The sequence below is a fragment of the Cellulosimicrobium sp. SH8 genome (assembly GCF_025818875.1).
Lineage (GTDB): Bacteria > Actinomycetota > Actinomycetes > Actinomycetales > Cellulomonadaceae > Cellulosimicrobium > Cellulosimicrobium cellulans_D.
Window position 1 is genome coordinate 197704 of record NZ_JAMXMH010000008.1, and the last position, 24977, is coordinate 222680.

A 24977-nucleotide genomic window follows, 5' to 3' on the forward strand; every position below is an offset into this window, starting at 1 on the left:
GTTCGTCGATATCGGTACCGACATCGATACACCAGCAGGACCCCGAACCGGCAGGACCTCGACGAGGAGGATGGACATGAGCAGGCACCGGAGAAGACATGCCGCGGCGACGATCGTGGCGGGCGCGCTCGCGCTCGGCGGGGCCATCCCCGCGGCGCACGCCACGGCGACGGCCGACGGCGAACCCCCGGCGGCGACCGCCCTCACCGGGCTGACGACCACCGACCACGGTGACGGGACGTACGGCGTCCCGCTGCTGGGCAGCGACGTGCCCGACATCTCGGTGGCACGCGTCCCCGCGGCCGAGAGCGACGAGGGGCGCGACGTCTACTACATGATCAGCACCACGATGCACCTCGCACCGGGTGCGCCGATCATGAAGTCGTTCGACCTCGTGAACTGGGAGATCATCGGGTACGTCTACGACCGGCTCGGCGTGGGCGACGTGTCGTCGCTGCGCAACGGGCAGAACGGCTACGGCAACGGGCAGTGGGCGTCGTCGTTGCGCTACCGCGACGGCACGTTCTACGTGGTGTTCAACACCAACGACCTCGGAGGGTCGTACCTCTTCCGCACGGACGACGTCGAGCACGGCGTGTGGGAGCGCACCGCGCTGGGCCGGGGGTTCCACGACCCGTCGCTCTTCTTCGACGAGGCCGACGGGGGGACGCCGTACATCTTCTACGGCTCGGGCGCGACGAGCGCGGTCCGGCTGAACGAAGACCTCACCGCGATCGATGCCGACTTCCCGAACATCTTCCGCGCCGAGGACTACGCGGGCGAGCCGTTCGTCGGGGGCCTGTTCGAGGGTGCGCAGGTGCACTACATCGACGGCGAGTACTACGTCGCGATCATCACGTGGCCCAGCGGCCAGAACCGGCAGGAGGTGCTGTTCCGCTCGCCGCACCTGCTGGGCCGCTACGAGACCGCCGACGGGTCGAACCCGTACGAGGCGCGCAGCGCGCTGAACTCCGACGGCTTCGCCCAGGGCGGGCTCGTCGAGGTGCCCGACGGCGCGGGCGGCTACGAGTGGTGGGGCATGTTCTTCCGCGACACCTACCCCCTCGGCCGCATCCCCGCGCTCATCCCCGCGACGTGGGAGGGCGGCTGGCCGACGTTCGGCGACGACGGCGTCGTGCGCGTCGGCGACACGTTCGCCAAGCCGATCGTGCTGGACCCGGCGACGGAGCGCCGGGAGCGGCTGAAGAGCATCGTCGCCTCCGACGACTTCGCGAACGACGCCGAGCACCGCGCGTTCAGCGACACCGTCTGGGAGGTCCCCGACGCGCCCACGTACGACGAGTCGCTGCTCGGCGTCGAGCTCGTCGCCAACCCGGGCTTCGAGGACGCCGGGACAGCCCCGTGGGCCGCGCAGTTCGGGGCGACGCTGTCGCGCGAGACGAGCGGCGCGGCGTCGGGCGCGGGCGCGCTGCGCGTGGCGGGCCGGACGCTCAACGGCTCCGGGCCGAACCAGCAGCTCGGCGGGAAGATCCAGGCCGGCGTGACGTACGAGGTCTCGGCCCGGGTCCGCTACGCCTCCGGGCCGGCGCAGGTCCGCTTCAACCTCGTCGGGGACTGGGGCGCGGGCGTCACCACGCTCGCGTGGGCGAACGCCTCGCCGGGGGAGTGGACGACCGTGCGGGGCACCTACACCGTCCCGCAGGACGCCGACGTCCGAACCTTCAAGCTCGCGGTCGAGACGCCGTGGGGCAACCCGCAGCCGCCGTCGTCGAGCGTCGAGTACCTGCTCGACGACGTCTCCGTGGTCGGCCGCGCGCCGGACGTCGAGACGCCCACGCTCGAGGAGGTGTCGTACAACGGCTCGGACCTCGACCTCGCCTGGCAGTGGAACCACGCGCCGGACAACCGGTACTGGTCGCTCACCGAGCGCGACGGCTGGCTGCGCCTGACCAACGGGCACGTCGTGACCGGCGAGGCGGAGTACACCAAGGCGCCCGGGCGCGACCTCACCTATCTCGAGGAGGCGCGCAACACCCTCGGCCAGCGCACGTTCGGCCCGACGTCGTCGGCCCAGACGAGGCTGGACGTCTCCGGCATGCTCGACGGCGACGTCGCCGGCCTCGCCGTCTACGGGCGCAGCTTCGCGTACGCGGGGATCCAGCAGGTCGACGGCGAGCGCACGCTCGGTCTCGTCACCCGGCTCCAGCCGTTCACCGACACGATCGACCGCGAGGCGGTCGAGTCGTTCGTCCCCGGGTCGCAGGTCCCGCTGGGCGAGCACGCGGACGTGCACCTCAAGGCGGACGCGGACTTCGCCTCGCCGAACGGCCAGCTCTGGGTGCAGTACTCCTACAGCCTCGACGGGCGGACCTGGCAGCCGCTCGGTGCGCGCCAGGGGCCGCTCGTCATGGACTGGAGCCTGTCCCACTTCATGGGGTACCGGTTCGGCCTCTTCTCCTACGCCAAGGAGCAGACCGGCGGGCACGTCGACGTCGACCACTTCCTCCTCAGCGACGTGCTCGACGCCGACGGGGGCGCGGATCGCTCCGCGCTCGACGCCGTCGTCACCGAGGCCGAGGGGCTCGACCCGGCGGACTACACGGCGGAGTCGTGGTCCACCGTCGCGAAGGAGCTCGCGGTGGCACGGGCCACGACCGCGCCGTCGACGCAGAACGAGGCGGACGCACCCGCGCGGGCGCTCGCGCTCGCCGTCGCGTCCCTCGTACGGGCAGACACCGCCGAGGTCGCGTTCACGGCCGAGGCGAGCGTGCGCGCGCTCGCCGGGAAGGACTACGTCGCCGTGCGCGTGACGAACGACGAGGACGTGCCCGTCGACGTCGTCGTCACGACGCCCTACGGCAGCCGGTCGTTCGCCGACGTCGAGCCGGGCCGCAACGCGTACCAGGCGTTCGCGAGCCGCCTCACGAGCGTCCCGGCGGGCGAGGTGACGGTCTCGGTCACCCGTTCGACCGACGGGTCCACCGCGACCCGCACGGTCGCGTACGGCGGCTGACCCGCCGCCGACCCGCCGGCGGGTCGCCCGGGCGGCCCGCCGGTGCCGGACGAGAGGAGGACGCAGGACGACGGCGCGACACCGCCGTCGGGGGCACGACCGTCCGCGCGAGGTGCGCGGACACGCAGGACACCCACATCGATCGAGGAGGATCCATGGACACGCACCACCGCAGACGACGTCGCCTGCGCGGCGCCGTCGCCGGGGCCGCGCTCGCGACGCTGCTCTCCGCGTCGCTCGCCGCGCTGCCGTCGTACGCCGCGGACGAGGAGCTGGTCGTCAACGGCGGCTTCGAGGACGGCACGACCGGCTGGTTCGTCAACAACGGCAACGCGACCGACAAGGCCGTGCTGTCGACCACCGACCAGGCGTTCGCGGGCGAGGCCGCGGCCCTGACCACCGAGCGTGCGACGACCGGCTCCGGTCCGATGCAGGACCTCAGCGGCAAGGTCCGGGCGGGCGAGACGTACGAGCTCACCGCGAGGATCCGGTACGACGCCGCCGCGGCACCGGCTACCAAGCAGTTCTTCGCCACGATGCACTACGGCGGCGGGACGTACACGAACCTGGTGAGCGTCACCGCCACCAAGGGCCAGTGGGCGACGTTCGACGGCCGGTTCACGATCCCGGCCGACCAGAACGTCAGCACGGCGCGGCTGTTCTTCGAGACGCCGTGGACGAGCAACCCGTCGGCCGACCCGGCGACGCACCTCATGGACTTCGTGCTCGACGACGTCTCCGTCGTCGGCGCGGCCCCGCCCGGGCCGCCCTCGAAGACGATCGAGGTGCTCGGCAAGGTGCCCGGCGAGCACAACCCGCTGATCTCCCACAAGTTCGGGGCCGACGGGTTCGGGTTCGTCGAGGACGGTCGCGTGTACATGTACATGACGAACGACACCCAGGGCTACGCGCCCGACCCGGTGACGGGCGTCTCGCCGCAGATCAACTACGGCAGCATCAACCAGATCACGCTCATCTCGTCCGAGGACCTCGTGAACTGGACGGACCACGGCGAGATCCAGGTCGCGGGTCCGCAGGGCGTCGCGCCCTTCACGAACAACTCGTGGGCGCCGGGCATGGCGAAGAAGACGGTCGACGGCGTCGACAAGTACTTCCTCTACTACGCCAACGGCGGCGGGTCGTCGAACGTCATCACGGGCGCCTCGCCGCTCGGGCCGTGGACGAGCGAGCGCGACAGCACGCTCATCGACGGGCGCACCCCGGGCGCCGAGGCCGTGGCCTGGAAGTTCGACCCGGCGCCGCTCGTCACCGACGACGGCGCGTACCTCTACTTCGGCGGCGGCCCGGCGTCGACGTCGATGCCCGCGGCGGAGCGGTTCAACAACCCGAAGAACATCCGCGTCATCGAGCTCGGCGACGACATGGTCTCGACGCAGGGCACGGCGGCCGTCGTGGACGCGCCCGTGGCGTTCGAGGCGGCGCAGGTCTTCGAGCGCGACGGGAAGTACTACCTGTCGTACTCGTCGCACTTCGGCGGCAACGACTTCGGCGGCAACCAGGCCACGCTCCCGGGGTACCCGGGCGGCGGGCAGATCGGCTACATGATCTCCGACGACCCGATGTCGTTCCCCAAGGAGACGTACGCCGGCGTGATGTTCCCGAACCAGTCGCAGTTCTTCGGCGCGGGCACGGGCGGCAACAACCACCAGTCGGTGTTCGAGCTGGACGGCAAGTACTACTTCACGTACCACGCGCCCACGCTCAACAAGCGCATCAACGGGAACACCACGCAGGGCTACCGCAGCCCGCACATCCAGGAGCTGACGTTCAACGCGGACGGCACGGTCCAGCAGGTCGTGGGCGACTACGCGGGCGTGGACCAGGTCAAGGACCTCGACCCGTTCCAGGTGCTCGAGGCGGAGACGTTCGCGTGGCAGCAGGGGCTCACCACGGCGAAGGTCGACGGCGGCTCGGCGCAGTTCGGCGCCCAGGCGCCGAACCTCGTCGTCCGCGACGTCGACGCCGGCGACTGGTCGGCGCTGTCGTCGGTCGACTTCGGCGACGGTGCCGCGAGCGTCACGGCGCGCGTCAAGCCGCTCGTCGACGGCGCGGCCGTCGAGGTGCGCCTCGACGACCGCGAGGGTGCCGTCGTCGGGACGCTCGACCTCGACACCCCCGTCGGCGAGTGGGCGGACGTGACCGCCGCCCTGGAGGGCGTGAGCGGCGTCCACGACGTGTACTTCACGTTCGCCGGCCCCGCGGGCGCCGACCTCGTCGAGGTGGACACGTGGGAGTTCGCGGCCGACGCCGCCGGCCCGGCGGTCGAGCTCGACGTCACCGCGTCTTCCCGCTGCCTCGCGGGCAAGGCCTACGTCGCGGTCCGCGCGACGAACCTGGGCGACGTCCCGGCCGACGTCGCGCTCGCCACCCCGTTCGGCACGCGCGTCGTGGCCGACGTCGCGCCGGGTGCGAACGCGTACCAGTCGTTCGCGGCACGGTCCACGTCGCTCGCGGCCGGGGTCGCGACCGTCACCGGCACGGCGCCGGTCGACGGCGCCGACGTCAGCACGCCGTACGAGGTCGCGTTCGACGCGCTCGCCTGCGGGGGCTGAGGACGGACGGGCGCACGAAGCGCCCGGACGTCCCGTGAGCGGGTCGGCGTCGCGGACGCCGGCCCGCTCTGCCGTTGCATCGCCAGCGTGCGTCGAGTGATGCGCTTCCGATCGAGTGATGCACGTCTACGCGCATCGCTCGATCGGAAACGCATCGTTCGCCCCGGACGGCTCCTCGGACGAAACTCGATAACGGTTTCGGTGGAGTTGATCGCCTCCGACCCTCGCCATGTTTGCGCTCACATGTTAGCGTTCACACGCGCGTCCGACGGCGGACCTGCGACCGGCGCTGCCGCCGGGCACGACGACGAGGAGTCACCGATGACCTCACGCCACGAACCACCCCCGACGCTCGCGGAGCCCCGCGCCCGACGCCGGCGCCGCTCGCTCGCGGCGCTCCTCGGGCTCGCGCTGGTCGCACCGCTCGCGCCCGTGGGCGCGGCGGCCGCCGGCCCGATGCCTGCGGCACCCGCGCCGGTCCCGGCCGCGGCCGAGCCGAGCGCGGAGGGGCTCCGGCTCTGGCTCCCGCTCGACGAGACCGCCGGTACCGTCGCGCACGACGCGTCCGGCAACGGGATGGACGGGACCCTCACGGGCTCCGGCGGCGGTTGGCAGCCCGGTCAGGGCCTGACCTTCGGCGGGTCGAACCACGTCGACCTCCCCGACGACCTCCTGGCCGGCTACGACGCCGTGACGGTGAGCGCCGACGTGTGGGTCGACGCGTCGCTGAGCGGCAACTACTTCTTCTACACCCTCGGCAACCCGGCGGTCGGCAGCCCGCAGTCGGGGAACGGCTACCTGTTCTCGACGGGCAACGCGAACTTCCGCGCGACGATCTCCGACCTCGCGTGGGGCCGCGAGCAGAACACCGCCAAGGCCCCCGCGGGCGCGCTCCAGCGCGGAGTCTGGAAGACGATCACGTACACCCTCGGCGGCGGCACCGCGCGGCTGTACGAGGACGGCACCCAGGTCGGGCAGAACGCGGCCGTGACCATCACGCCCGGCGCGATCGGCGGCGGCACCACGACCGCGAACGCGCTCGGGAAGTCGGCCTACGCGGCCGACAACCTCTTCAAGGGCCGCATGAAGGACTTCCGGCTCTACGACCGCGCGCTCACCGCGCAGGAGGTCGCCGACCTCGCGTCCGCCGCCGCGCAGGACGCCGTCGCGGCCGATGCGGCCGCGCTCGACCTCGGCGACACGACCGCCGTCGTCACGGACCTCGCGCTCCCCGCGAAGGGCGTCGGCGGCTCGGCGGTGACCTGGGCGAGCTCCGACGAGGCCGTCGTCTCCGCGAGCGGCGCGGTCACGCGCCCCGCGAGCGACGAGCCCGCGACCGCGACCCTCACCGCGACGGTGACGCTGCGCGGGGCGACCGAGACCCGCACGTTCGACGTCACGGTCCTCCCGGGCGACGGCGACCAGGCCAGGGCCGACGCCGCGGCCGCCGCGCTCGAGGTGGCGAACCTCGACGACGTGCGCGGCAACCTGACCTTGCCCACCGCCGGGCTGCACGGCGCGAGCGTGGCCTGGGCCGCGTCGTCGGGCACGATCGCCCCCACGGGCGAGGTGACCCGGCCGGCCCACGGCGAGGACGCCGAGACCGTGACGCTCACCGCGACGGTGACGGTCGGCGCGGCCACCGCGACGCGCGAGCTCGAGGCGCACGTGCCGCCGCTGCCCGAGCAGGAGGAGCTCGCGGGATACCTGTTCTCGTACTTCGTCGGCGAGGGCACGGCGACGGGCGAGCAGGTCTACTTCGGCCTCAGCCAGGGCAACGACCCGCTGAAGTACCAGAACCTCAACGACAACCAGCCCGTCCTCACGTCGGAGCTGGGGGAGAAGGGCCTGCGGGACCCGTTCATCATCCGCTCGCCCGAGGGCGACAAGTTCTACCAGATCGCGACCGACCTCAAGATCTACGGCAACGGGAACTGGGACGCGTCCCAGCGCACGGGCTCGAAGTCGATCATGGTGTGGGAGTCCACGGACCTCGTGACCTGGACCGACCAGCGCCTCGTCCAGGTCTCGCCCGACACCGCGGGCAACACGTGGGCGCCGGAGGCGTACTACGACGAGAGCATCGGCGCGTACGTCGTCTTCTGGGCGTCCAAGCTCTACGCCGAGGACGACCCGAACCACACGGGCAACACCTACAACCGCATGATGTACGCCACGACGCGCGACTTCGTGACGTTCAGCGAGGCGCAGGTGTGGGTCGACCCGGGCTACTCGGTCATCGACTCGACCGTGACGCTGCACGACGGCCAGTACTACCGCTTCACCAAGGACGAGCGGAACAACACGTCGTCCACGCCGTGCTCCAAGTTCATCCTCGGCGAGAAGTCGGCCGAGCTGCGCTCGACCGACTACGAGTTCATCACCGACTGCATCGGCAAGGCGAACTCCCTCGGCGGCGGGATCAACCAGGGCGAGGGCCCGACGATCTTCAAGTCGAACACCGAGGAGAAGTGGTACCTCTTCATCGACGAGTTCGGCGGGCGCGGCTACGTGCCGTTCGAGTCGACCTCGCTCGACGCGGCCGAGTGGACCATGTCCACCAACTACGAGATGCCGTCGCGCCCGCGCCACGGCACGGTGCTCCCGGTGACGCAGGCCGAGTACGACCGCCTGCTGAGCACCTACCAGCCCGACGCGTTCGTCGAGTCCGTCGACGTCGTCGCGGTCACGGTGCAGACGGGCTCCGCGCCCGTGCTGCCCGCCACCGTCACCGCCCACTACGCCGACGGGTCGACCGGCCCGGCCGACGTCACGTGGGACGCGGTCGACCCGGCGTCGTACGCGCAGGCCGGCTCGTTCGAGGTCGCCGGCACGCTGGGCGGCGGGGTGAGCGTCCGCGCCCGCGCGGTCGTCACCGTGACCGACGACGTCGTCCCCGTCGAGGGCCTGAGCGTCACCCCCGCGTCGCTCCAGGTGGGCGTCGGCGGGACGCGGCAGCTCACCGCCACCGTCACGCCCGCCAACGCGACGGCGCGTGCCGTCACGTGGGCGTCCGACGACGCGGACGTCGCCACGGTCTCGGCCGACGGCGTCGTCACCGGCGTCGGCGAGGGCCACGCGCTCGTCACGGCGACGACCGCGGACGGGTCGCACACGGCGTACGTCGCGGTCGAGGTGACCACGGAGATCCCGGGCCTCGTCGTGCGGTACGCGCTCGACGAGACGAGCGGGACGTCGGCGGCGAACACCGCGCCGGGGTCGTCGTTCGGCCCGGCGACGCTGACCAACGGCGCGGCGTTCTCCGGCACGGGCGAGGGCGTGACGCTCGACGGGACGGACGACTACGTCGACCTGCCCGACCACCTGCTCGCCGGGCTCACCGACGTCACGGTCGGGCTCGACGTCAAGGTCGCGACGGACCAGGCCACGCCGTACTTCATCTACGGCCTGGGCAACACGAGCGGCACTGCGGGGAACGGGTACCTGTTCACCACGGGCAACGCGTACCGCACGTCGATCGCGACGGGGAACTGGACGACCGAGCAGACGGTCACCAAGAACGCGAACCTCCAGCGCGGGGTGTGGAAGCACCTCACGTACACGCTGTCCGGGACGACGGCCGTGCTCTACGAGGACGGCGTCGAGGTGGGCCGCCAGACCGGCGTCACCATCGACCCGAAGGACATCGGCAACGGCTCGACGCTCGCCAACTACCTCGGCCGCTCGCTCTACTCGGGCGACCGCTACCTCAAGGGCTCGGTGCGCGACTTCCGGATCTACGACCGCGCGCTCACGGCCGACGAGGTCTACCAGGTCGGGGCCGACCACACGGCGGTCACCGGGGCGGAGCTCGACACGCTCAAGGTGCCGGCGATCGTGGACGGCGCGAGCTCGACCGTCACCCTCCCCGTCGTGCCGGGCACGGACGTGTCGGCACTCGCGCCGGTGCTCACCGTGTCGCCACGTGCGACGGTAACGCCCGCGAACGGCTCGGTGCAGGACCTCACGCAGCCCGTGGAGTACACCGTGACCGGCCCGGACGGGTCGTCGCGCACGTGGACCGTGCAGGCGAAGCAGATGGGCAGCCCCGTGCTGCCCGGGACGTACGCGGACCCGAACATCGCGCAGTTCGGCGACACGTTCTACCTCTACGCCACGACCGACGGCACGCCGGGCTGGGGCGGCAAGGACTTCTACGTGTGGAAGTCGACCGACCTCGTGACGTGGGAGCGCTCGGAGCAGCCGTTCCTCACGCTCGACGGCGCGAACGGGAACGTCCCGTGGGCGACCGGCAACGCGTGGGCGCCCACGATCATCGAGCGGGACGGGAAGTACTACTTCTACTTCTCCGGCCACAACCCGACGTACAACCGCAAGACGATCGGCGTCGCGGTGGCCGACAACCCCGAGGGCCCGTTCACCGCGCAGCCGACGGCGATGATCACGAACGGCGAGGCGGTCACCTCGGGACAGGCCATCGACCCGGCCGCGTTCCGTGACCCGGAGACCGGGAAGTACTGGCTCCTGTGGGGCAACGGCGGGCCGTCGAACGGCCCGGTCATGGCGGAGCTGAACGACGACATGACGTCGATCAAGCAGGACACGCTGCGGCGCATCCCCGGCCTGACCGACTTCCGCGAGGGCCTGTTCCTCAACTACCGGGACGGGACGTACCACCTCACGTACTCGATCGACGACACGGGGTCGGAGAACTACCGCGTCGGCTACGCGACGTCGGACAGCATCGACGGACCGTGGACGTACCGCGGCGTGATCCTCGAGAAGGACGCCTCGCAGGGCATTCTCGGGACGGGGCACAGCTCGATCCTCCACGTCGAGGGCACGGACGACTGGTACATCGCGTACCACCGGTTCGCGATCCCCGGCGGCAACGGGACGAACCGCGAGACGACGATCGACCGGCTCACGTTCGGCGAGGACGGCCTCATCCAGAAGGTGGTGCCGACGCTCGAGAGCGTGGACCCGGTCGACGTCTCGCCCGCCCCGGTGGTCGAGCTGACCGTCGAGGCCACCCCGCGGTGCCTCGCGGGCAAGGTCTACGTCGCGGTGCGGGCGACGAACGCGGGCGACGTGCCCGCCGACGTCACCCTCACGACCCCGTACGGCACGAAGACGTTCGCGGGCGTGGCCCCGGGGGCGAACGCGTACCAGTCGTTCGCGACCCGCGCGACGTCGGTCGAGGCCGGGACGGCGACCGTCACCGGCACGGCGACGCTCGACGGCACCCCGGCCACGACGACGTACGACGTCGCGTACGCCGCGCACACCTGCGGCTGACCCCACCCCGCCGAGGTAGAGCCGCACGTCGCGAGGTAGAGCTCTCGGAGCTCTACCTCGCGACCGCGGGTTCTATCTCGCGAGCACGACCTGCATCTCGACGAGGAGAGGAACCCCATGGACCTGACACACCGAGCACGCTCGGCGCTCGCCGCCGGACTGGTGGGGGCGCTCGCCGTCTCCACGTTCGCCACCGCGACGGCGGCACCCGCCGCGGCGGACGTCGGCGGTCCCACCGACGACGGGCTCGTCGCGTGGTACCCGCTCGACGCCGCGAGCACGACCGGCGGCACGACGGCGAACCGCGCCGAGGGGTCGGCGTTCGGCCCGGCGACGCTGGTGGGCGGCAAGGCGACCGCCGACGGCACGACGCTCGACGGCACGGACGACTACGTCGACCTGCCCGACCACCTGCTCGCCGGGCTCACCGACGCCACGGTGAGCCTCGACGTGCTCGTGAGCCAGGACCAGGGCACGCCGTACTTCGTCTACGGGCTCGGCAACTCGAGCGGGACCGCGGGCAACGGCTACCTGTTCACGACCGGCAACGCCTACCGGACCTCGATCGCCACCGGGAACTGGTCCACCGAGCAGACCGTGACCAAGGGCACTAACCTGCAGCGCGGCGTCTGGAAGACCCTCACGTACACGCTCACCGGCACGACGGCGACGCTCTACGAGGACGGCGTGCAGGTCAAGCAGGCCACGAACGTCACGACCGACCCCGGCCAGATCGGCGGCGGGCAGACGACCGCGAACTACGTCGGCCGCTCGCTCTACTCCGGCGACCGCTACCTCAAGGGCCAGGTGCGCGACTTCCGCCTCTACGACCGTGCGCTGAGCCCGGCCGAAGCGGCCGAGCTCGCGGTCGGGACGTCGTCGGCCGCCGCGGACGCCGACCTCGCCGTGCTCGACCTCGGCGACACGAGCGCCGTCACCGCGGACCTGGTGCTGCCCACCACGGGCGCGCAGGGCTCCCTCGTCACCTGGACGTCGTCCGCCCCGGGCGTCGTCAGCGCGGCCGGCAAGGTCACCCGGCCCGCCGCCGGGGAGGACGACGCGACCGTGACGCTCACCGCGCTCGTCACGCGCGGCGCCGTCGCGCGCACCGCGCAGTTCGACGTCACGGTCCTCGCCCACCTCGCGCCCGCCGACGCGGTGGCGTGGGACGCGAGCCACGTCGTCGTGCCGCACCTCGACGACGTCCGCGGCAACCTGGCGCTGCCCGCCGAGGGCGCGAACGGCTCGACCCTCGCCTGGGCGAGCTCCGACCCCGCGGTCGTCTCCGCCACGGGAGAGGTGACGCGGCCCGCCCACGGCGAGCCGGCCGCCGTCGTGCGGCTCACCGCGACGGCGACCAAGGACGGCGCGACCGCGACGCACACCTACGACGCGACGGTCCGCCCGCTGCCCGCCGCGGCCGACTACGAGGGCTACTTCTTCCCGTACTTCGAGGGGGAGAGCACCGCGGACGGCGAGTCGGTGTACTTCAGCGCGAGCAACGGGAACGACCCGCTCGACTGGGTCGAGCTGAACGACGGCGAGCCGGTGCTCACGTCGACGCTCGGCGAGAAGGGCCTGCGCGACCCGTTCATCATCCGCTCGCCCGAGGGCGACCGGTTCTTCCTCCTCGCGACCGACCTGCGCATCTACGGCGGCAACAACTTCGGCAACGCGCAGGAGCGAGGGTCGCGTGCCCTGATGATCTGGGAGTCGACCGACCTGGTGCACTGGTCCGACCAGCGCATGGTCACGGTGTCGAGCGCCTACGCGGGCAACACCTGGGCGCCCGAGGCGTTCTGGGACGCGCAGCGCGGGGAGTACATCGTCTACTGGGCCTCGGCGCTCTACCCGACGACGTCGACCGACGGCCGCCGCATCGCCGATTCCTACCAGCGCATGATGTACGCCACGACGCGCGACTTCGTGACGTTCTCCGAGCCGCAGGTGTGGATCGACGAGAAGCGCGGCAATGGGCTCGGGATGATCGACTCCTCGATCGTCGAGCACGAGGGCACGTACTACCGGTTCACCAAGGACGAGGCGTACATGATCCCGCGCCTCGAGAGGTCGACGGACCTGCGCTCGACCGACTGGGACCTCGTCGCCGAGAAGATCGGCTACGGCCAGCCCAACCCGTGGGGCGGCACGCTCACCGCGGGCGAGGGGCCGACCGTGTTCAAGTCGAACACCGAGGAGAAGTGGTACCTCTTCGTCGACCAGCCGAGCTACCACGGCGGCCAGGGCTACCTCCCGCTCGAGTCCACCGACCTCGACTCGGGCGTGTGGACGTCGGTCGACGCCCACCTGCCGAGCAGCCCGCGGCACGGCACGGTCCTGCCGATCACGGCCGCCGAGCACGCCGCGCTGCTCGCTGCCTACGGCGAGCAGCCCCCGGCGCCCGAGCTCGACCTCGCGGTCGAGGCGACGTCGCGGTGCCTCGCCGGCAAGGCGTACGTCGCGGTCCGCGCCACGAACGGCGAGGACGTCCCCGTCACCGTGACGCTCACGACGCCGTACGGCGAGAAGGCGTTCGCCGACGTCGCGCCGGGCAAGAACGCGTACCAGTCGTTCGCGGCGCGCGCCACGGCGGTCCCTGCCGGGACCGTCACGGTGACCGGCGTCGCGACCCTCGACGGGAAGGAGGTGACGACCACGCGCGAGGCGCAGGTCGACGCGCTCGACTGCGCCTGACACCCGCGAGGTCGCACCCCGCCGAGGGAGAGGCGAGGTACCGCGAGGGAGAGGCGTGGTCACGACCACGCCTCTCCCTCGACGGACCAGAGCTCCCTCGGCGACGTGGCGGCCGGGCGGAACCAGCACGAGCGTCGGACGCGGGGCTTCCCTCCTTGCCGCCGACGACGCTTCCACCACTCGACGACGAGTGAGAAGGAGCGACAGCTCATGCACGTGCACGACTCCAGCTATTCGCGGCGGGCCGTCCTGCGGCTCGGGGCGCTGGCCGCCGGGGCGACCGGCGCCGTCGCGCTCGCGGGCGGCGGCAGCGCCCTCGCCGCACCCCCGGCCCCGGCCCTGGCGGTCCCGAGCGGACCGCCCGTCAGCCGGGCATTCCTGCGGTCGCTCGACCGCTCGGTCACGCTCGACGGCTGGGCCGCCGAGCCGTTCCCGATGTCCGACGTGACGCTCGCCCCGAGCGTCGCGACGCGCTCGCAGGACCAGATCCTGCACCTCGCGCGCGAGTACCCCGTGGACCGCGTCCTCGCGGTGTTCCGGCGCAACGCCGGGCTCGACACGAAGGGCGCGTCCGCGCCCGGCGGCTGGGAGGGCTTCGGCCACGCCAACGAGCAGCCGTGGGGCCCGGACGACTACCCGGGCCGCGCGAACACCCAGACCGCGAACCTCCTGCGCGGCCACTACGGCGGGCACTTCCTGTCCATGGTGTCGCTCGCGTACGCGAGCACGGGCGAGACGGTGTTCCGCGACAAGGTGGACCAGATCGTCGAGGGTCTGGCGGAGGTCCAGTCGGCGCTCGCGGCCATGGGCCGGTTCAGCCACCCCGGCTTCCTCGCGGCGTACGGCGAGTGGCAGTTCAGCCAGCTCGAGAAGTACGCGCCGTACGGCGAGATCTGGGCGCCGTACTACACGTGCCACAAGATCATGGCCGGTCTGCTCGAGGCGTACCGCCTCGCGGGCAGCGACCAGGCGCTCGAGCTCGCGTCGTCGATGGCCGCGTGGGTGCACAGCCGGCTGTCGGTGCTGCCGCAGGCGCAGCTCGACCGGATGTGGGGCATCTACATCGCGGGCGAGTACGGCGGCATGAACGAGGTGCTGGCCGACATCGCGTCGATCACGGGCGACGACACGTACGTCGCCACGGCGAGGCTGTTCGACCTCAACACGCTCGTGGACGCGAGCGCCGCGGGCACGGACACGCTCAACGGCAAGCACGCGAACCAGCACATCCCGCAGTTCCCGGGGTACCTCAAGGTCTACGACCTCACGGGCGAGGAGCGGTACCTCCGGGCGGTCGAGGGCTTCTGGGGCATGGTCGTGCCCGGGCGCACCTACGCGCACGGCGGCCACGGCGAGGGCGAGCTGTTCGGCCCGCCGAACACGGTCGCGGGCGACATCGGCGCGCGCAACGCCGAGACGTGCGGCACGTACAACATGCTCAAGCTCTCGCGGCTGCTGTACTTCCACTCGCTCGACCCGAAGTACATGGAGTTCTACGAGCGCGGGCTGCTCAACCACGTCGTCGGCTCCAAGAAGAACACGCAGTCCACGACGAGCCCCGACGTCACGTACATGTACGGCGTCAACCCGGGCACACGTCGCGAGTACGGCAACACCGGCACGTGCTGCGGCGGCACGGGGCTCGAGAACCACGTCAAGTACCGCGACTCGGTCTACTTCCGGTCGGTCGACGGCGAGGTGCTCTACGTCAACCTCTACCTCGCCTCCACCCTGACGTGGGAGGAGAAGGGCTTCGAGGTCGTGCAGGAGACGCAGTACCCGAAGGTGGGAGCGACCCGCCTCACGGTGAACGGCTCCGGGCAGCTCGACCTGCGCCTGCGCGTGCCCGGGTGGGTGCGCAAGGGGTTCGTCGTGACGGTCAACGGGGTGGAGCAGGAGCTCGACGCCGTGCCGGGGACGTACGTGAGCGTGTCGCGCTCGTGGTCGCCCGGCGACGTCGTCGAGGTGACGATGCCGCTGAGCATCCGGGCCGTGCCGACGATCGACAACCCCGCGATCCAGAGCATCGAGAACGGGCCGACGGTCCTGCTCGCGCGCAGCGCGTCGCGCGAGTACCTCAAGCTCTCGCTCTACGCCCACATGGGCCTGGACGGCACGCTCGAGGGCGCGTTCACGGACGCCGGGGACGGGTACTTCCGCCTCGGGGACCTCACGTTCGAGCCCGCGTGGTCGGGCGACGACACGCAGTACCACATGTACGTCGAGCGCTCCGAGCCGCGCGTCGTCTTCGCGGGGCTCGACAGCGGCGTCGCCAACACCGCGCGGCCCAACGGGACGACGTTCCTCGACGTCGTGTGGGGCGACGGCGGCTTCGCCGATCGCGCCGCCTTCCTCCAGAAGGTCCAGCGCACGGTCGAGCAGTTCACCGCGGAGGGCCTCCTGAGCCGCCGCGACGGTCAGAAGGTCCTGGTCACGGCGGGGAAGGCGAGGCTGGCATGAGCGCGCGCACCAACTCATCGCGGGGCGCGGGCTCGGCCGTGCTCATCCCGCTCGGGCACGAGCCGGGGACACCCCGGGCCCGACGGCGCGTGGTCGCCACGGCGACCGCGCTCGCCCTGGCCCTCACGGGCGCGGGTGTCGGGGCGTGGGCCGCGACCTCGGGCCCCGTCGGCGAGGTCCTGGCGGCGGCCGACGAGGCGCCGTCGAACGTGGCGCTCCTCGGCACGCCCGAGGCGAGCTACACCGCGTCGTGGAACAAGGTCGAGGCCGTGAACGACGGCGCGGGCGTGAGCACCGGGGGAGCGCACGACGCGACGTGGGCGACGTGGAGCGGGGACCGCCCCGCGACGCAGTGGCTCGAGTACTCGTGGCCCGCGCCGGTCACGGTGGACCGGTCCGTCGTCCGGTTCTGGTCCGACGGCACGGACGCGAACGGCGACAACGTGCGCGTCCCGGCGTCCTGGAAGCTCCAGTACTGGGACGCGGACGCCGGCGCGTTCGTCGACGTCCCGAACCCGAGCGGCTACCCGACCGAGCGCCTCACGACCAACGAGACGACCTTCGACGCGGTGACGACGACGCGCCTGCGCGCGACGTTCGACGCGCTGCGGGGCACCACGGCGACGACGTACTCGGCCGTCGGGGTCTCCGAGTGGGAGGTCTGGGGCACGGGCGGCGTAGAGGAGCCGGAGCCGGTCGACCCGAACGGGCCGATCGATCACTCGCCGGTCCACATCCCGACCGACGTCGGCGTCCTGCCCGACCTGCCCGCCGAGATCGACGCGATCTTCACCGACGGTCGCGTGGAGACGGTCCCCGTGGACTGGGAGGACGTGACGGCCGACGACGTCGCCGCCGCGGGGGCGTTCGAGGTCACCGGGACGTCGGACGAGCTCGTCGAGCCGGTGAGCGGCACGGTGCACGTGCGCGACGGCGAGCCAGGCGCGATCACGGCCGTCGACAACGTGAGCGTCGTGACCCTCGCGGGCTCCGCCCCCCGGCTCCCCGCGACGGTGACCGCCGAGTACGAGGACGAGTCCCAGGACAGCCGCATCCCCGTGACCTGGGACGCGGTCGACCCGGCCGACTACGCCGAGCCCGACGGGCTGTTCTTCGTCGACGGCGACGTCGAGGGGACGGACGTCCCGGCCGAGGCCGTCGTGTTCGTCGTCGCGCCGGACACCGGCGAGGACACGACGCCGCCCACGGTGACCGTCACGGCTCAGCCGGGCGCGGCGACGTCGGGCTGGTACGTCCAGCACCCGACCGTCACGGTCGTGGCCTCCGACAACCGCGACCCGGCCCCGGCGGTCGAGGTCTCGGTCGACGGCGGCGCGTCGGCCCCGTACGACGGGCCGTTCGCGCTCGACGAGGACGGCGTGCGCACCGTCGAGGTGCGCGCCACCGACGCGGCGGGCAACGTCGGCACGGGCTCGCGCGAGCTCCGCGTCGACACGGTCGCGCCGGTGACGGTCGCGACGCTGCGCGAGGTCGGCAGCAGCGTCGAGATCACGCTCGCAGCCACCGACGCGGGCTCGGGCGTGGACAAGGTGCAGTGGGAGGGCCCTGGGACGTTCTGGGGCACGTACACCGAGCCGTTCACGCGCGCGCTCACCGACGAGCCGCAGGTCATCGAGTTCGCCGCGACCGACGCGGCGGGCAACGAGGAGGTGCGCCAGCAGGTCGTCCTCCCCGCGCTCGGCGACGAGCCGGAGCTCGACGTCGCGGTCGAGGTCGCGCCGCGCTGCCTCGCGGGCAAGGCGTACGTCGCCGTGCGCGTCACGAACGGCGAGGACGTCCCGGTGTCGGTGTCGCTCTCGACGCCGTACGGCGAGAAGGCGTTCGCGGACGTGGCGCCCGGCAAGAACGCCTACCAGTCGTTCGCGACGCGCACGACGTCGGCCCCGGCCGGCACCGCGACCGTCACGGGGACCGCCACGGTCGACGGCCCCGACGGAGCTCAGGAGGTGACCGCCACGTTCGACGCGCCGTTCGACGCGCTCGACTGCGGCTGACGCCGAGGTAGAGCCTCGGTCGCCACGGTGGTGACCACAGACCCCCGGGCGGTGTGCCGGCACCGTCCGGGTCCGGCTCGGCCCCCGTCGCTCCTCGGAGCGGCGGGGGCCGAGCTTCGTGCTGCCGGAGGGGGGCGAGCCGACGACGGCCGGGTGAACAACCTGGACGGATGTTCAGTTCGAGCGTCCAAGATGGCAAGATGATCGCGGCTGGACGATCGTCCAGCCGGGTTCGGGGGGACCCAGCAGCGCCCACCCCGGGCCGGACGAAGAGGTTCATCGCGTGACGACCACCCGCAGGCTGCTCGCCGCCCTCGTGATCGCCGGCTCCCTCGTCGTCCCCGCCGGCGCCGCCTCGGCCACCGCGCTGACGGCCGCCGTCCCCGACCCGGCCGAGGGCGTGCGCGTGAGCGTCGAGATCACCGAGCGGGAGGTGCCCGCAGGGCCACGCGTCGTCGTCGTGGGCGACGGCCCGTTCGTCGTCGGCGGCGAGCTCGTGGTCCGCGGGACCGGCCTCGCGCCGCACACCACGTACGAGGTCTGGCTCGAGAGCGAGCCCGTGCTGCTCGGCACGGTCACGACCGACGCCGACGGCGCGTTCGAGCTCGTGACGACGATCCCCGTCGGGACGGCCCCGGGCGAGCACCACATCCGCCTCGTCGCCCCGGGCGAGGGCGACGACGTGCTGTCCGAGCCGTTCGTCGTGCTCGCCGCGCCGGGCGAGCCCGAGGAGCCGGGCGGCACGCCGTCTACCGGCACGGGCGGCACGACCGGGGGCGGGACGTCCGCCTCCCCACGCCCGGGCGGCCTCGCCACGACCGGCACGGGGCTCGTCGGGGCCGCCGTGCTCGCCGGGCTGGCCGTCGCGGCCGGTGCCGCGCTGCGCCGTCGGGCGCACCGGGGCCAGCCCGCCGCCTGAGCGCGGCGGTCCTACTCCTCGGCGGCCGCGTCCGCCGCGGGCTCGCTCTCCCGGAGCACGTCGCGCTCGTCGGCTTCGCGCTCGGCGGCGTCCATCGCGCGGTCGTCGACGACGAGCATGCCCAGAAGCGTCGCGGCCGACACCGCCGCCATGACGACGAACACGGTCCGCAGCCCGAAGACCTCGCCGAGCAGCCCTCCGGCGGCCGCGCCGAGCGGCATCGTCCCCCACGCGACCAGCCGGTAGCAGGAGTTGAGCCGGCCGAGCAGCGCGTCGGGCGTGATGCGCTGCCGCAGCGAGAGCGTGACGACGTTCCACACCGCGATGCCCGCGCCGCCCACCACGTTGACGACGCCGATCACCCAGGGGCTCGTCGTCACCGCGGGGACGCCGATCAGGGCGGCGGTGGTGAGCACGGTCAGCGTGAGCACCCGCGCCCGGCCGACGAACGCGACGACCCGTTCGGCGACGAACGACCCGGCGAACGCGCCGACCGCCATCGTCGTGAGCAGGACGCCGTACGCGGGCTCCGACAGGCCCAGGGGGGAGTCGGGGCCGACGGCGTAGAGCACGAAGACCGCGAACGCGGCGTTGCTCGCGAAGTTGCTGGCACCGACCATCAGGGCGAGCGTGCGCAGGAGCCGGTCGCGCCACAGGAAGCGCAGGCCCTCGCCGATGTCGGCGCGCAGCGTCGTGCGGGTCGTGCGCTCGGGGCGGAACGACCCGGGCAGGCCCACGAGCAGCCCGACGGCGAGCGCCCAGAGCGCGCCCGGGAGCCCGAACGCCACCGCCGCGCCCGCCGCGACGAGCAGCCCCCCGAGCGGCGGCCCGACGAACTGGTTCGCGGTGAGCTCCGCGGCGTACAGGCGCCCGTTCGCCCGGGGGAGCGCGGTGCGTGGCACGACCTGCGGCAGGATCGACTGTGCCGACGTGTCGTAGAGCGTCTCGGTGACGCCGACGCCGAACGCGACGACGTAGAGCACGGCGACGCTCCCGGCGTCGGGCACGAGCGCGACGGCGGCGAGCGCGACCACGAGCAGCGCCCGCGCCACGTTGGCGCCGATCATCGCGTGGCGCCGGTCGAGCCGGTCGGCGAGCGCGCCCGCGGGCAGGGCGAAGAGGAGCCAGGGCAGCGTGAGGGCGAACGTCAGCCCGGCGACGAGGGCGGGCGAGTCGGTGTACCGGACCGCGACGAGCGGCAGCGCGACCTTGAGCACGCCGTCGGCGAGGTTGGAGACCGTCGACGCGGCCCAGAGGCGTCGGAACGGCGCGCCGAGCGGGGTTCCGGCGGGGCGTCGTCGGCGGGGTGCGGAGCGCATGCGGCCCAGCATGGCACAGTGATCGAGAAATCCCAATCGATCGGCGGTTCTCGATCGGAGGTCGTACGATGGGAGCCATGAGCGCCGAGCCCCTGTCGCAGGACCCCGCACCGGCCCCCGACGCGACGGCGCCCGCGGTCCCCGGCCGTCGCCCGCCCACGGCGCTCGAGGCCAAGGCCCTCGCGCACCCGCTGCGCCAGCGCATCGTGCGGCAGTGCGGCACGCGCGAGATGACGAACAAGGAGCTCGCGGACCACCTCGGCGTCGCGCCGGGCACCGCGCTCCACCACGTGCGCCTCCTCGTCCGAGCGGGGCTGCTCGAGCCCGCCGACGTGCGCACCGGCGCCGGGGGAGCGCTCGAGCGCCCCTACCGCGCGACCGGTGCGACCTGGTGGCTCGACGACCCGCTCGGCGGGACCGCGCCCGACGTCCGGTTCGGCCCCGTCGCCGCCGCCCTCGACGACGCGCTCGCCGCCGGGCCCGACGCGACCTCGGCCTGGGCGGCCTTCCGCCTCCACCTCTCCGAGGACGACGTCGCCGAGCTCGACCGACGCATCCTCGCCGTCCTCGACGAGTACGTCGCGACCGACGACCAGCGCCTCGACCGCCCTCTCCACCGCGGTCTCTTCCTCCTGCACCGCCCGGCCTGACCTTCGGCCGGGTCGTGGACCCGACTCGACCGACCGGGACGCACCCGGCTCAGGGGCGGGCCGCGAAGCGCTCCAGGAGGTCGGCGTGGCCCGAGACGATGAGGAGGTCGTTGGCGCTGATGCGGGTCTCGGGGGTCGCGTAGAGGAAGTCCTCGCCGGGGGACTTCACGCCGATGACGGTGACGCCGTAGCGCTCGCGGACCTTGGACTGCGTGAGCGTGAAGCCCTGGACCTCCTTGGGCGGGCGCATCTTGACGATCGTGAACCCGTCCTCGACCTCGATGTAGTCGAGCAGCTTGCCGGAGACCAGGTGCGCGACGCGGGAGCCGGCGTCGGCCTCGGGGAACACGACGTGGTGCGCGCCGATGCGCTGGAGGATGCGCCCGTGCTCGGCGGAGATCGCCTTGGCCCAGATCTGGGGCGTGCCCATGTCGACGAGGTTCCCCGTGATGAGCACGCTCGCCTCGAGCGACGTGCCCACGCCGACGACCGCGACGGGGAAGTCGCGCGCGCCGAGCTGCTCGAGCGCGACGGGGTTGGACGCGTCGGCCTCGACGAGGGGGAGCTGACCGCTCCACTGGGCCACGAGCTCGGGGTCGCGCTCGACGGCGAGCACGTCCTGGCCGAGGCGGTCGAGCGTCGCCGCGATGGCCGTCCCGAAGCGCCCGAGACCGATGACGAGCACGCCGGCGTCCTTGCGGGGCGCCTTCGCCTCGTCGCGGCGGGAGCGCTCGGCGCGTCCGCGCTCGACGATGCGCCGCGCGACGGGGTCTGCCGTCAGGGCGTCCCTCCCGGTCGCCGGCGCGGGGCTCGGGTCGGCGCCGCGGGAGAAGGGGTCGGTCACGGTGGGGCCTCTCGTGTGGTCGGGGAGGGTCGGTGGCGGTGCCCGACGGCGTACGGCGCGGCGGGCGGGCCGCTCACCCGATGATGGGGCGCTCCTCGGGGTAGCGCACGATGCGGCGACGGTCGCGCAGCGCGAGCGCCGCGGCGAACGTCATGGTCCCGGTGCGCCCGACGAACATGAGCAGGACGAGCACGTACTTGCCCATGTCGGGCAGGTCGGGCGTGATGCCGGTGCTGAGACCGACGGTCGCGAACGCGGAGATCGTCTCGAACAGGATGACGTCGAGCGACTCGCCGGTGATCTCGAGGAGCAGCAGGCTGGACAGCAGGACCGCCGTCGCGCCGACGAACGAGACGGCGACGGCGAGCCGGAGGGTGTCGCGGGGGATGCGCCGCCCGAACGCCTCCATGTCCCGGTCGCCGCGCGCCTCGGAGACGATCGCGATGACCATGACGGCGAGGGTCGTGACCTTGATGCCGCCGGCGGTGGACGCCGAGCCGCCACCGACGAACATGAGCGCGTCGGTGATGAGCCAGCTCGCCTCGTGCATCTGCCCGGTGTCCACGGTCGAGAACCCCGCGGACCGCGGCATGACGCCCGCGAACAGCGACGCGAGGAGCTTCTCGCCGAGCGACAGGGGGCCGAGCGTCCCGTCGTTCGTCCACTCGAACGCCGCGAAGAGGATCGTGGCGACGACGACGAGGATCGCGCTCGTCGTGAGCGTGAGCTTGGTGTGCAGGCTCCACTTCGACACGCGCTTGCGGTTGCGCATGACGTTGAGGATCACGGGGAAGCCGAGGGAGCCGATGAACACGCCCAGGATGATCGGCAGGCACAGCATCCAGTCGCCGACGTACGGCATGAGGCCCTGCTCGGTCGGGATGAACCCGGCGTTGTTGAAGGCGGAGATGCCGTAGAAGATGCCGTGCCACGCCGCCTCCCCGAACGTCTCCTCGAGGACGATGAAGCGGGGCAGCAGGAGCAGCGCGATGAGGAGCTCGAGCGACGTCGAGGTGATGATGACGACCCGCACGAGCGACCCGACCTCGCCGAGCCGCGTCGTCTTGGTCTCGGACGCCGTGAGGAGCTTCTGCGTGAGGCCGATGCGCCGCGACACCGCCATGCCGAGGATCGACGCGAGCGTCATGACGCCGAGGCCGCCGATCTTGATGCCGAGCAGGATGACGACCTGCCCGTACGTCGACCAGTACGTGCCGGTCGGGACGACGACGAGGCCCGTGACGCACACCGCCGACGTCGCGGTGAACAGCGCGTCGACGAAGGGCGCGGCCCGACCGCTCACCGTCGCCCAGGGCGCCATGAGGAGGGCGGTGAAGACCGCGATGACAGCGGCGAACACGGTGACGGCGAGGCGTGCGGGCGACTGCCGGGCGAGGCGGTCGACGATCTCCCGCCCCTTGAACAGGCGCCCGGTCATGCTCGTCGGCATGGAGCCTCCCTCACCACTCGCGTCACTCTGCCACGGGCCCGGTGGCCCGTCATGTCGCCGCTCCGGCGCCGGGACATCATGCCGCCTCCGGGGCTCGCGCGCCGCACCGGGGTCCGGCGCCCGGACCGTCGGGGCGGGCGCGCGCCGTCGGGCGCTACCGTGAGCCATGCCCACGACCGACCCCACGTCGTCGCCCGCCCCGACCGGTTCGGGCGCCGCGGCGCCCGGATCCTGCGTCGTGTGGAGCCCCGAGCTCCTCGGGTACGACTTCGGCCCCGGGCACCCCATGGCCCCGGCCCGGCTCGACCTGACGATGGGCCTGGTGCGCGCGCTCGGCCTGCTCGACGGCGACGGTGCGCCTCGAGGCGCGCCTCGCGTCGTCCGGCCGGAGCCCGCGAGCGACGCGGTCCTCGGGCTCGTGCACGAGCCGGCGTACGTCGCGGCCGTGCGGGCCGCGTCCGAGCACGGCACGCCCGACCCGCGCCGAGGGCTCGGCACCGAGGACGACCCGGTCTTCCCCGGGATGCACGAGGCCGCGGCCCGGATCGTCGCGGGCTCCTACGAGGCCGCGGGGGAGATCGCCGCGGGGCGCGTCGGGCACGCGGTGAACGTCGCGGGGGGCATGCACCATGCGAAGGCGGGCGCGGCGTCGGGCTTCTGCGTCTACAACGACGCGGCCGTCGCGATCCGCCGCCTCCTGGACGACGGCGTCGCGCGCGTCGCGTACGTCGACCTCGACGCCCACCACGGCGACGGCGTCGAGGAGGCGTTCTGGGACGACCCGCGAGTCCTCACCGTGTCCGTCCACCAGAGCGGGACGACGCTCTTCCCCGGCACGGGGCACCCGACCGACGTCGGGGGCGCGGGCGCCGAGGGCACCGCGGTCAACGTCGGGCTCCCGCGCCGCACGGACGGCGCGCGCTGGCTGCGCGCGGTCGACGCCGTCGTGCCGCCGGTGCTGCGCGCGTTCCGGCCCGAGGTCCTGGTCACGCAGCACGGGTGCGACGCGCACGGCGAGGACCCGCTCTCCGACCTCGACGTGTCCGTCGACGCGCAGCGCACCGCCCTGGCCTGGGTGCACGACCTCGCGCACGAGCTCACCGACGGACGCTGGCTCGCGCTCGGCGGCGGCGGGTACGCGATCGCGCGCGTCGTGCCGCTCGTGTGGACGGCGGTCGTGGGGGAGGTCGTCCACCGGCCCGTGACGGCGGGCGAGCCGCTCCCCGAGGAGTGGCGCGCCCGCGTCGCCGAGGTCGCCGGGTTCGACGCCCCGCTCGCGTTCGGCCCGCCCGTCGACGTGCGGCGCTGGAGCAGCGGCTACGACCCCGACGACGACGTCGACCGCGCCGTCGCGGCCACGCGCCGCGCCGTGTTCCCGCTGCTCGGCCTCGACCCGCACTTCGACTGACGTGGTCGACTCCCTCGACCCCGGGGGCCTCGCGCGAGCCCGCGCGGCGGGCGGCGTACCGGGGCACGAGCGCGAGCGGGTAGTCTAGGGGGCGGATTTCTCTCGTGTTGGTCGGCTCGCGGCGCCCTCGTGGTCGCCGGGGCGCCCCGATCAACCGTGGACCACACGCGGCCGGTCGACCGGTCGCCGACCGACACGCCGCTCGAGCATTGCGAGGACCGTATGGGCTCCGTCATCAAGAAGCGCCGCAAGCGCATGGCCAAGAAGAAGCACCGCAAGCTGCTTCGCAAGACGCGTCACCAGCGTCGCAACAAGAAGTGACGTCGCGCGCGTCCTGACGCGCCGACCCGTCGTCGAGCCCGGCCCCTCCCGAGGGACCGGGCTCGACGCGTGTCCGGGGCGGCCGGTGCAG

The 24977-nt window shown here is 72.9% G+C and carries 13 protein-coding genes; 10 read left to right on the forward strand and 3 right to left on the reverse strand.

Annotated elements, in window-relative coordinates; all coding sequences use genetic code 11:
• Positions 1-76: 76 nt before the first annotated feature.
• From NF338_RS12805 to NF338_RS12835, 7 genes are all read left to right on the forward strand, one after another.
• Positions 77-2974, forward strand: coding sequence for a family 43 glycosylhydrolase (locus tag NF338_RS12805; protein WP_264031133.1), 2898 nt, complete (start codon positions 77-79; stop codon positions 2972-2974).
• A gap of 155 nt (positions 2975-3129) precedes the next feature.
• On the forward strand, positions 3130-5547 hold the full coding sequence (locus tag NF338_RS12810; protein ID WP_264031134.1) for a family 43 glycosylhydrolase: 2418 nt from the start codon (positions 3130-3132) through the stop codon (positions 5545-5547).
• 321 nt (positions 5548-5868) lie between these two features.
• Complete coding sequence (locus NF338_RS12815; RefSeq protein ID WP_264031135.1) at positions 5869-10806, forward strand: family 43 glycosylhydrolase; 4938 nt, start codon at positions 5869-5871, stop codon at positions 10804-10806.
• 117 nt (positions 10807-10923) lie between these two features.
• Positions 10924-13500 (forward strand): immunoglobulin-like domain-containing protein, encoded by a 2577-nt coding sequence (locus NF338_RS12820; RefSeq protein WP_264031136.1) that lies wholly within the window; start codon positions 10924-10926, stop codon positions 13498-13500.
• A gap of 210 nt (positions 13501-13710) precedes the next feature.
• Complete coding sequence (locus NF338_RS12825; RefSeq protein WP_264031137.1) at positions 13711-15960, forward strand: glycoside hydrolase family 127 protein; 2250 nt, start codon at positions 13711-13713, stop codon at positions 15958-15960.
• A complete protein-coding gene (locus NF338_RS12830) occupies positions 15957-17975 on the forward strand; it encodes an Ig-like domain-containing protein (protein WP_264031138.1) in 2019 nt (672 codons plus the stop codon). Before NF338_RS12825 ends, NF338_RS12830 begins: the two co-directional genes overlap by 4 nt.
• Positions 17976-18258: 283 nt before the next feature.
• Positions 18259-18894 (forward strand): hypothetical protein, encoded by a 636-nt coding sequence (locus NF338_RS12835; RefSeq protein ID WP_264031139.1) that lies wholly within the window; start codon positions 18259-18261, stop codon positions 18892-18894.
• 11 nt (positions 18895-18905) lie between these two features.
• Here the strand turns inward: NF338_RS12835 and NF338_RS12840 are convergent, their stop codons facing one another.
• Positions 18906-20213 carry an MFS transporter gene (locus NF338_RS12840; RefSeq protein WP_264031141.1) on the reverse strand — a complete coding sequence of 436 codons (1308 nt, stop codon included), beginning with the start codon at positions 20211-20213 and terminating at the stop codon, positions 18906-18908.
• A gap of 77 nt (positions 20214-20290) precedes the next feature.
• On the opposite strand from NF338_RS12840, the gene NF338_RS12845 reads away from it, so the two are divergent.
• Positions 20291-20863: an ArsR/SmtB family transcription factor gene (locus tag NF338_RS12845; RefSeq protein WP_264031142.1), complete on the forward strand. Its 573-nt coding sequence runs from the start codon at positions 20291-20293 to the stop codon at positions 20861-20863.
• A gap of 49 nt (positions 20864-20912) precedes the next feature.
• Here NF338_RS12845 and NF338_RS12850 read toward each other — a convergent pair whose 3' ends face one another.
• Both NF338_RS12850 and NF338_RS12855 read right to left on the reverse strand, forming a co-directional pair.
• Positions 20913-21617: a potassium channel family protein gene (locus NF338_RS12850; RefSeq protein WP_087472801.1), complete on the reverse strand. Its 705-nt coding sequence runs from the start codon at positions 21615-21617 to the stop codon at positions 20913-20915.
• A gap of 163 nt (positions 21618-21780) precedes the next feature.
• Positions 21781-23157 carry a TrkH family potassium uptake protein gene (locus NF338_RS12855; protein ID WP_087471229.1) on the reverse strand — a complete coding sequence of 459 codons (1377 nt, stop codon included), beginning with the start codon at positions 23155-23157 and terminating at the stop codon, positions 21781-21783.
• 166 nt (positions 23158-23323) lie between these two features.
• Here NF338_RS12855 and NF338_RS12860 point away from each other — a divergent pair, with 166 nt between their 5' ends.
• Entirely contained in the window at positions 23324-24565 is a 1242-nt protein-coding gene (locus NF338_RS12860) for an acetoin utilization protein AcuC (protein ID WP_264031143.1), read from the forward strand.
• A 222-nt stretch (positions 24566-24787) separates the two neighbouring features.
• Entirely contained in the window at positions 24788-24886 is a 99-nt protein-coding gene (locus NF338_RS12865) for a 30S ribosomal protein bS22 (RefSeq protein ID WP_003792170.1), read from the forward strand.
• Positions 24887-24977 lie beyond the last annotated feature (91 nt).

What these genes read in the sequence shown, in the direction of transcription:
- NF338_RS12810 (WP_264031134.1), top strand. Translation starts at nt 3,130, where the DNA reads ATGGACACGCACCACCGCAGACGACGTCGCCTGCGCGGCGCCGTCGCC.
- NF338_RS12815 (WP_264031135.1), top strand. Translation starts at nt 5,869, where the DNA reads ATGACCTCACGCCACGAACCACCCCCGACGCTCGCGGAGCCCCGCGCC.
- NF338_RS12840 (WP_264031141.1), bottom strand. Translation starts at nt 20,213, where the DNA reads ATGCGCTCCGCACCCCGCCGACGACGCCCCGCCGGAACCCCGCTCGGC.
- NF338_RS12865 (WP_003792170.1), top strand. Translation starts at nt 24,788, where the DNA reads ATGGGCTCCGTCATCAAGAAGCGCCGCAAGCGCATGGCCAAGAAGAAG.
- NF338_RS12855 (WP_087471229.1), bottom strand. Translation starts at nt 23,157, where the DNA reads ATGCCGACGAGCATGACCGGGCGCCTGTTCAAGGGGCGGGAGATCGTC.
- NF338_RS12860 (WP_264031143.1), top strand. Translation starts at nt 23,324, where the DNA reads ATGCCCACGACCGACCCCACGTCGTCGCCCGCCCCGACCGGTTCGGGC.
- NF338_RS12845 (WP_264031142.1), top strand. Translation starts at nt 20,291, where the DNA reads ATGAGCGCCGAGCCCCTGTCGCAGGACCCCGCACCGGCCCCCGACGCG.
- NF338_RS12830 (WP_264031138.1), top strand. Translation starts at nt 15,957, where the DNA reads ATGAGCGCGCGCACCAACTCATCGCGGGGCGCGGGCTCGGCCGTGCTC.
- NF338_RS12820 (WP_264031136.1), top strand. Translation starts at nt 10,924, where the DNA reads ATGGACCTGACACACCGAGCACGCTCGGCGCTCGCCGCCGGACTGGTG.
- NF338_RS12825 (WP_264031137.1), top strand. Translation starts at nt 13,711, where the DNA reads ATGCACGTGCACGACTCCAGCTATTCGCGGCGGGCCGTCCTGCGGCTC.
- NF338_RS12805 (WP_264031133.1), top strand. Translation starts at nt 77, where the DNA reads ATGAGCAGGCACCGGAGAAGACATGCCGCGGCGACGATCGTGGCGGGC.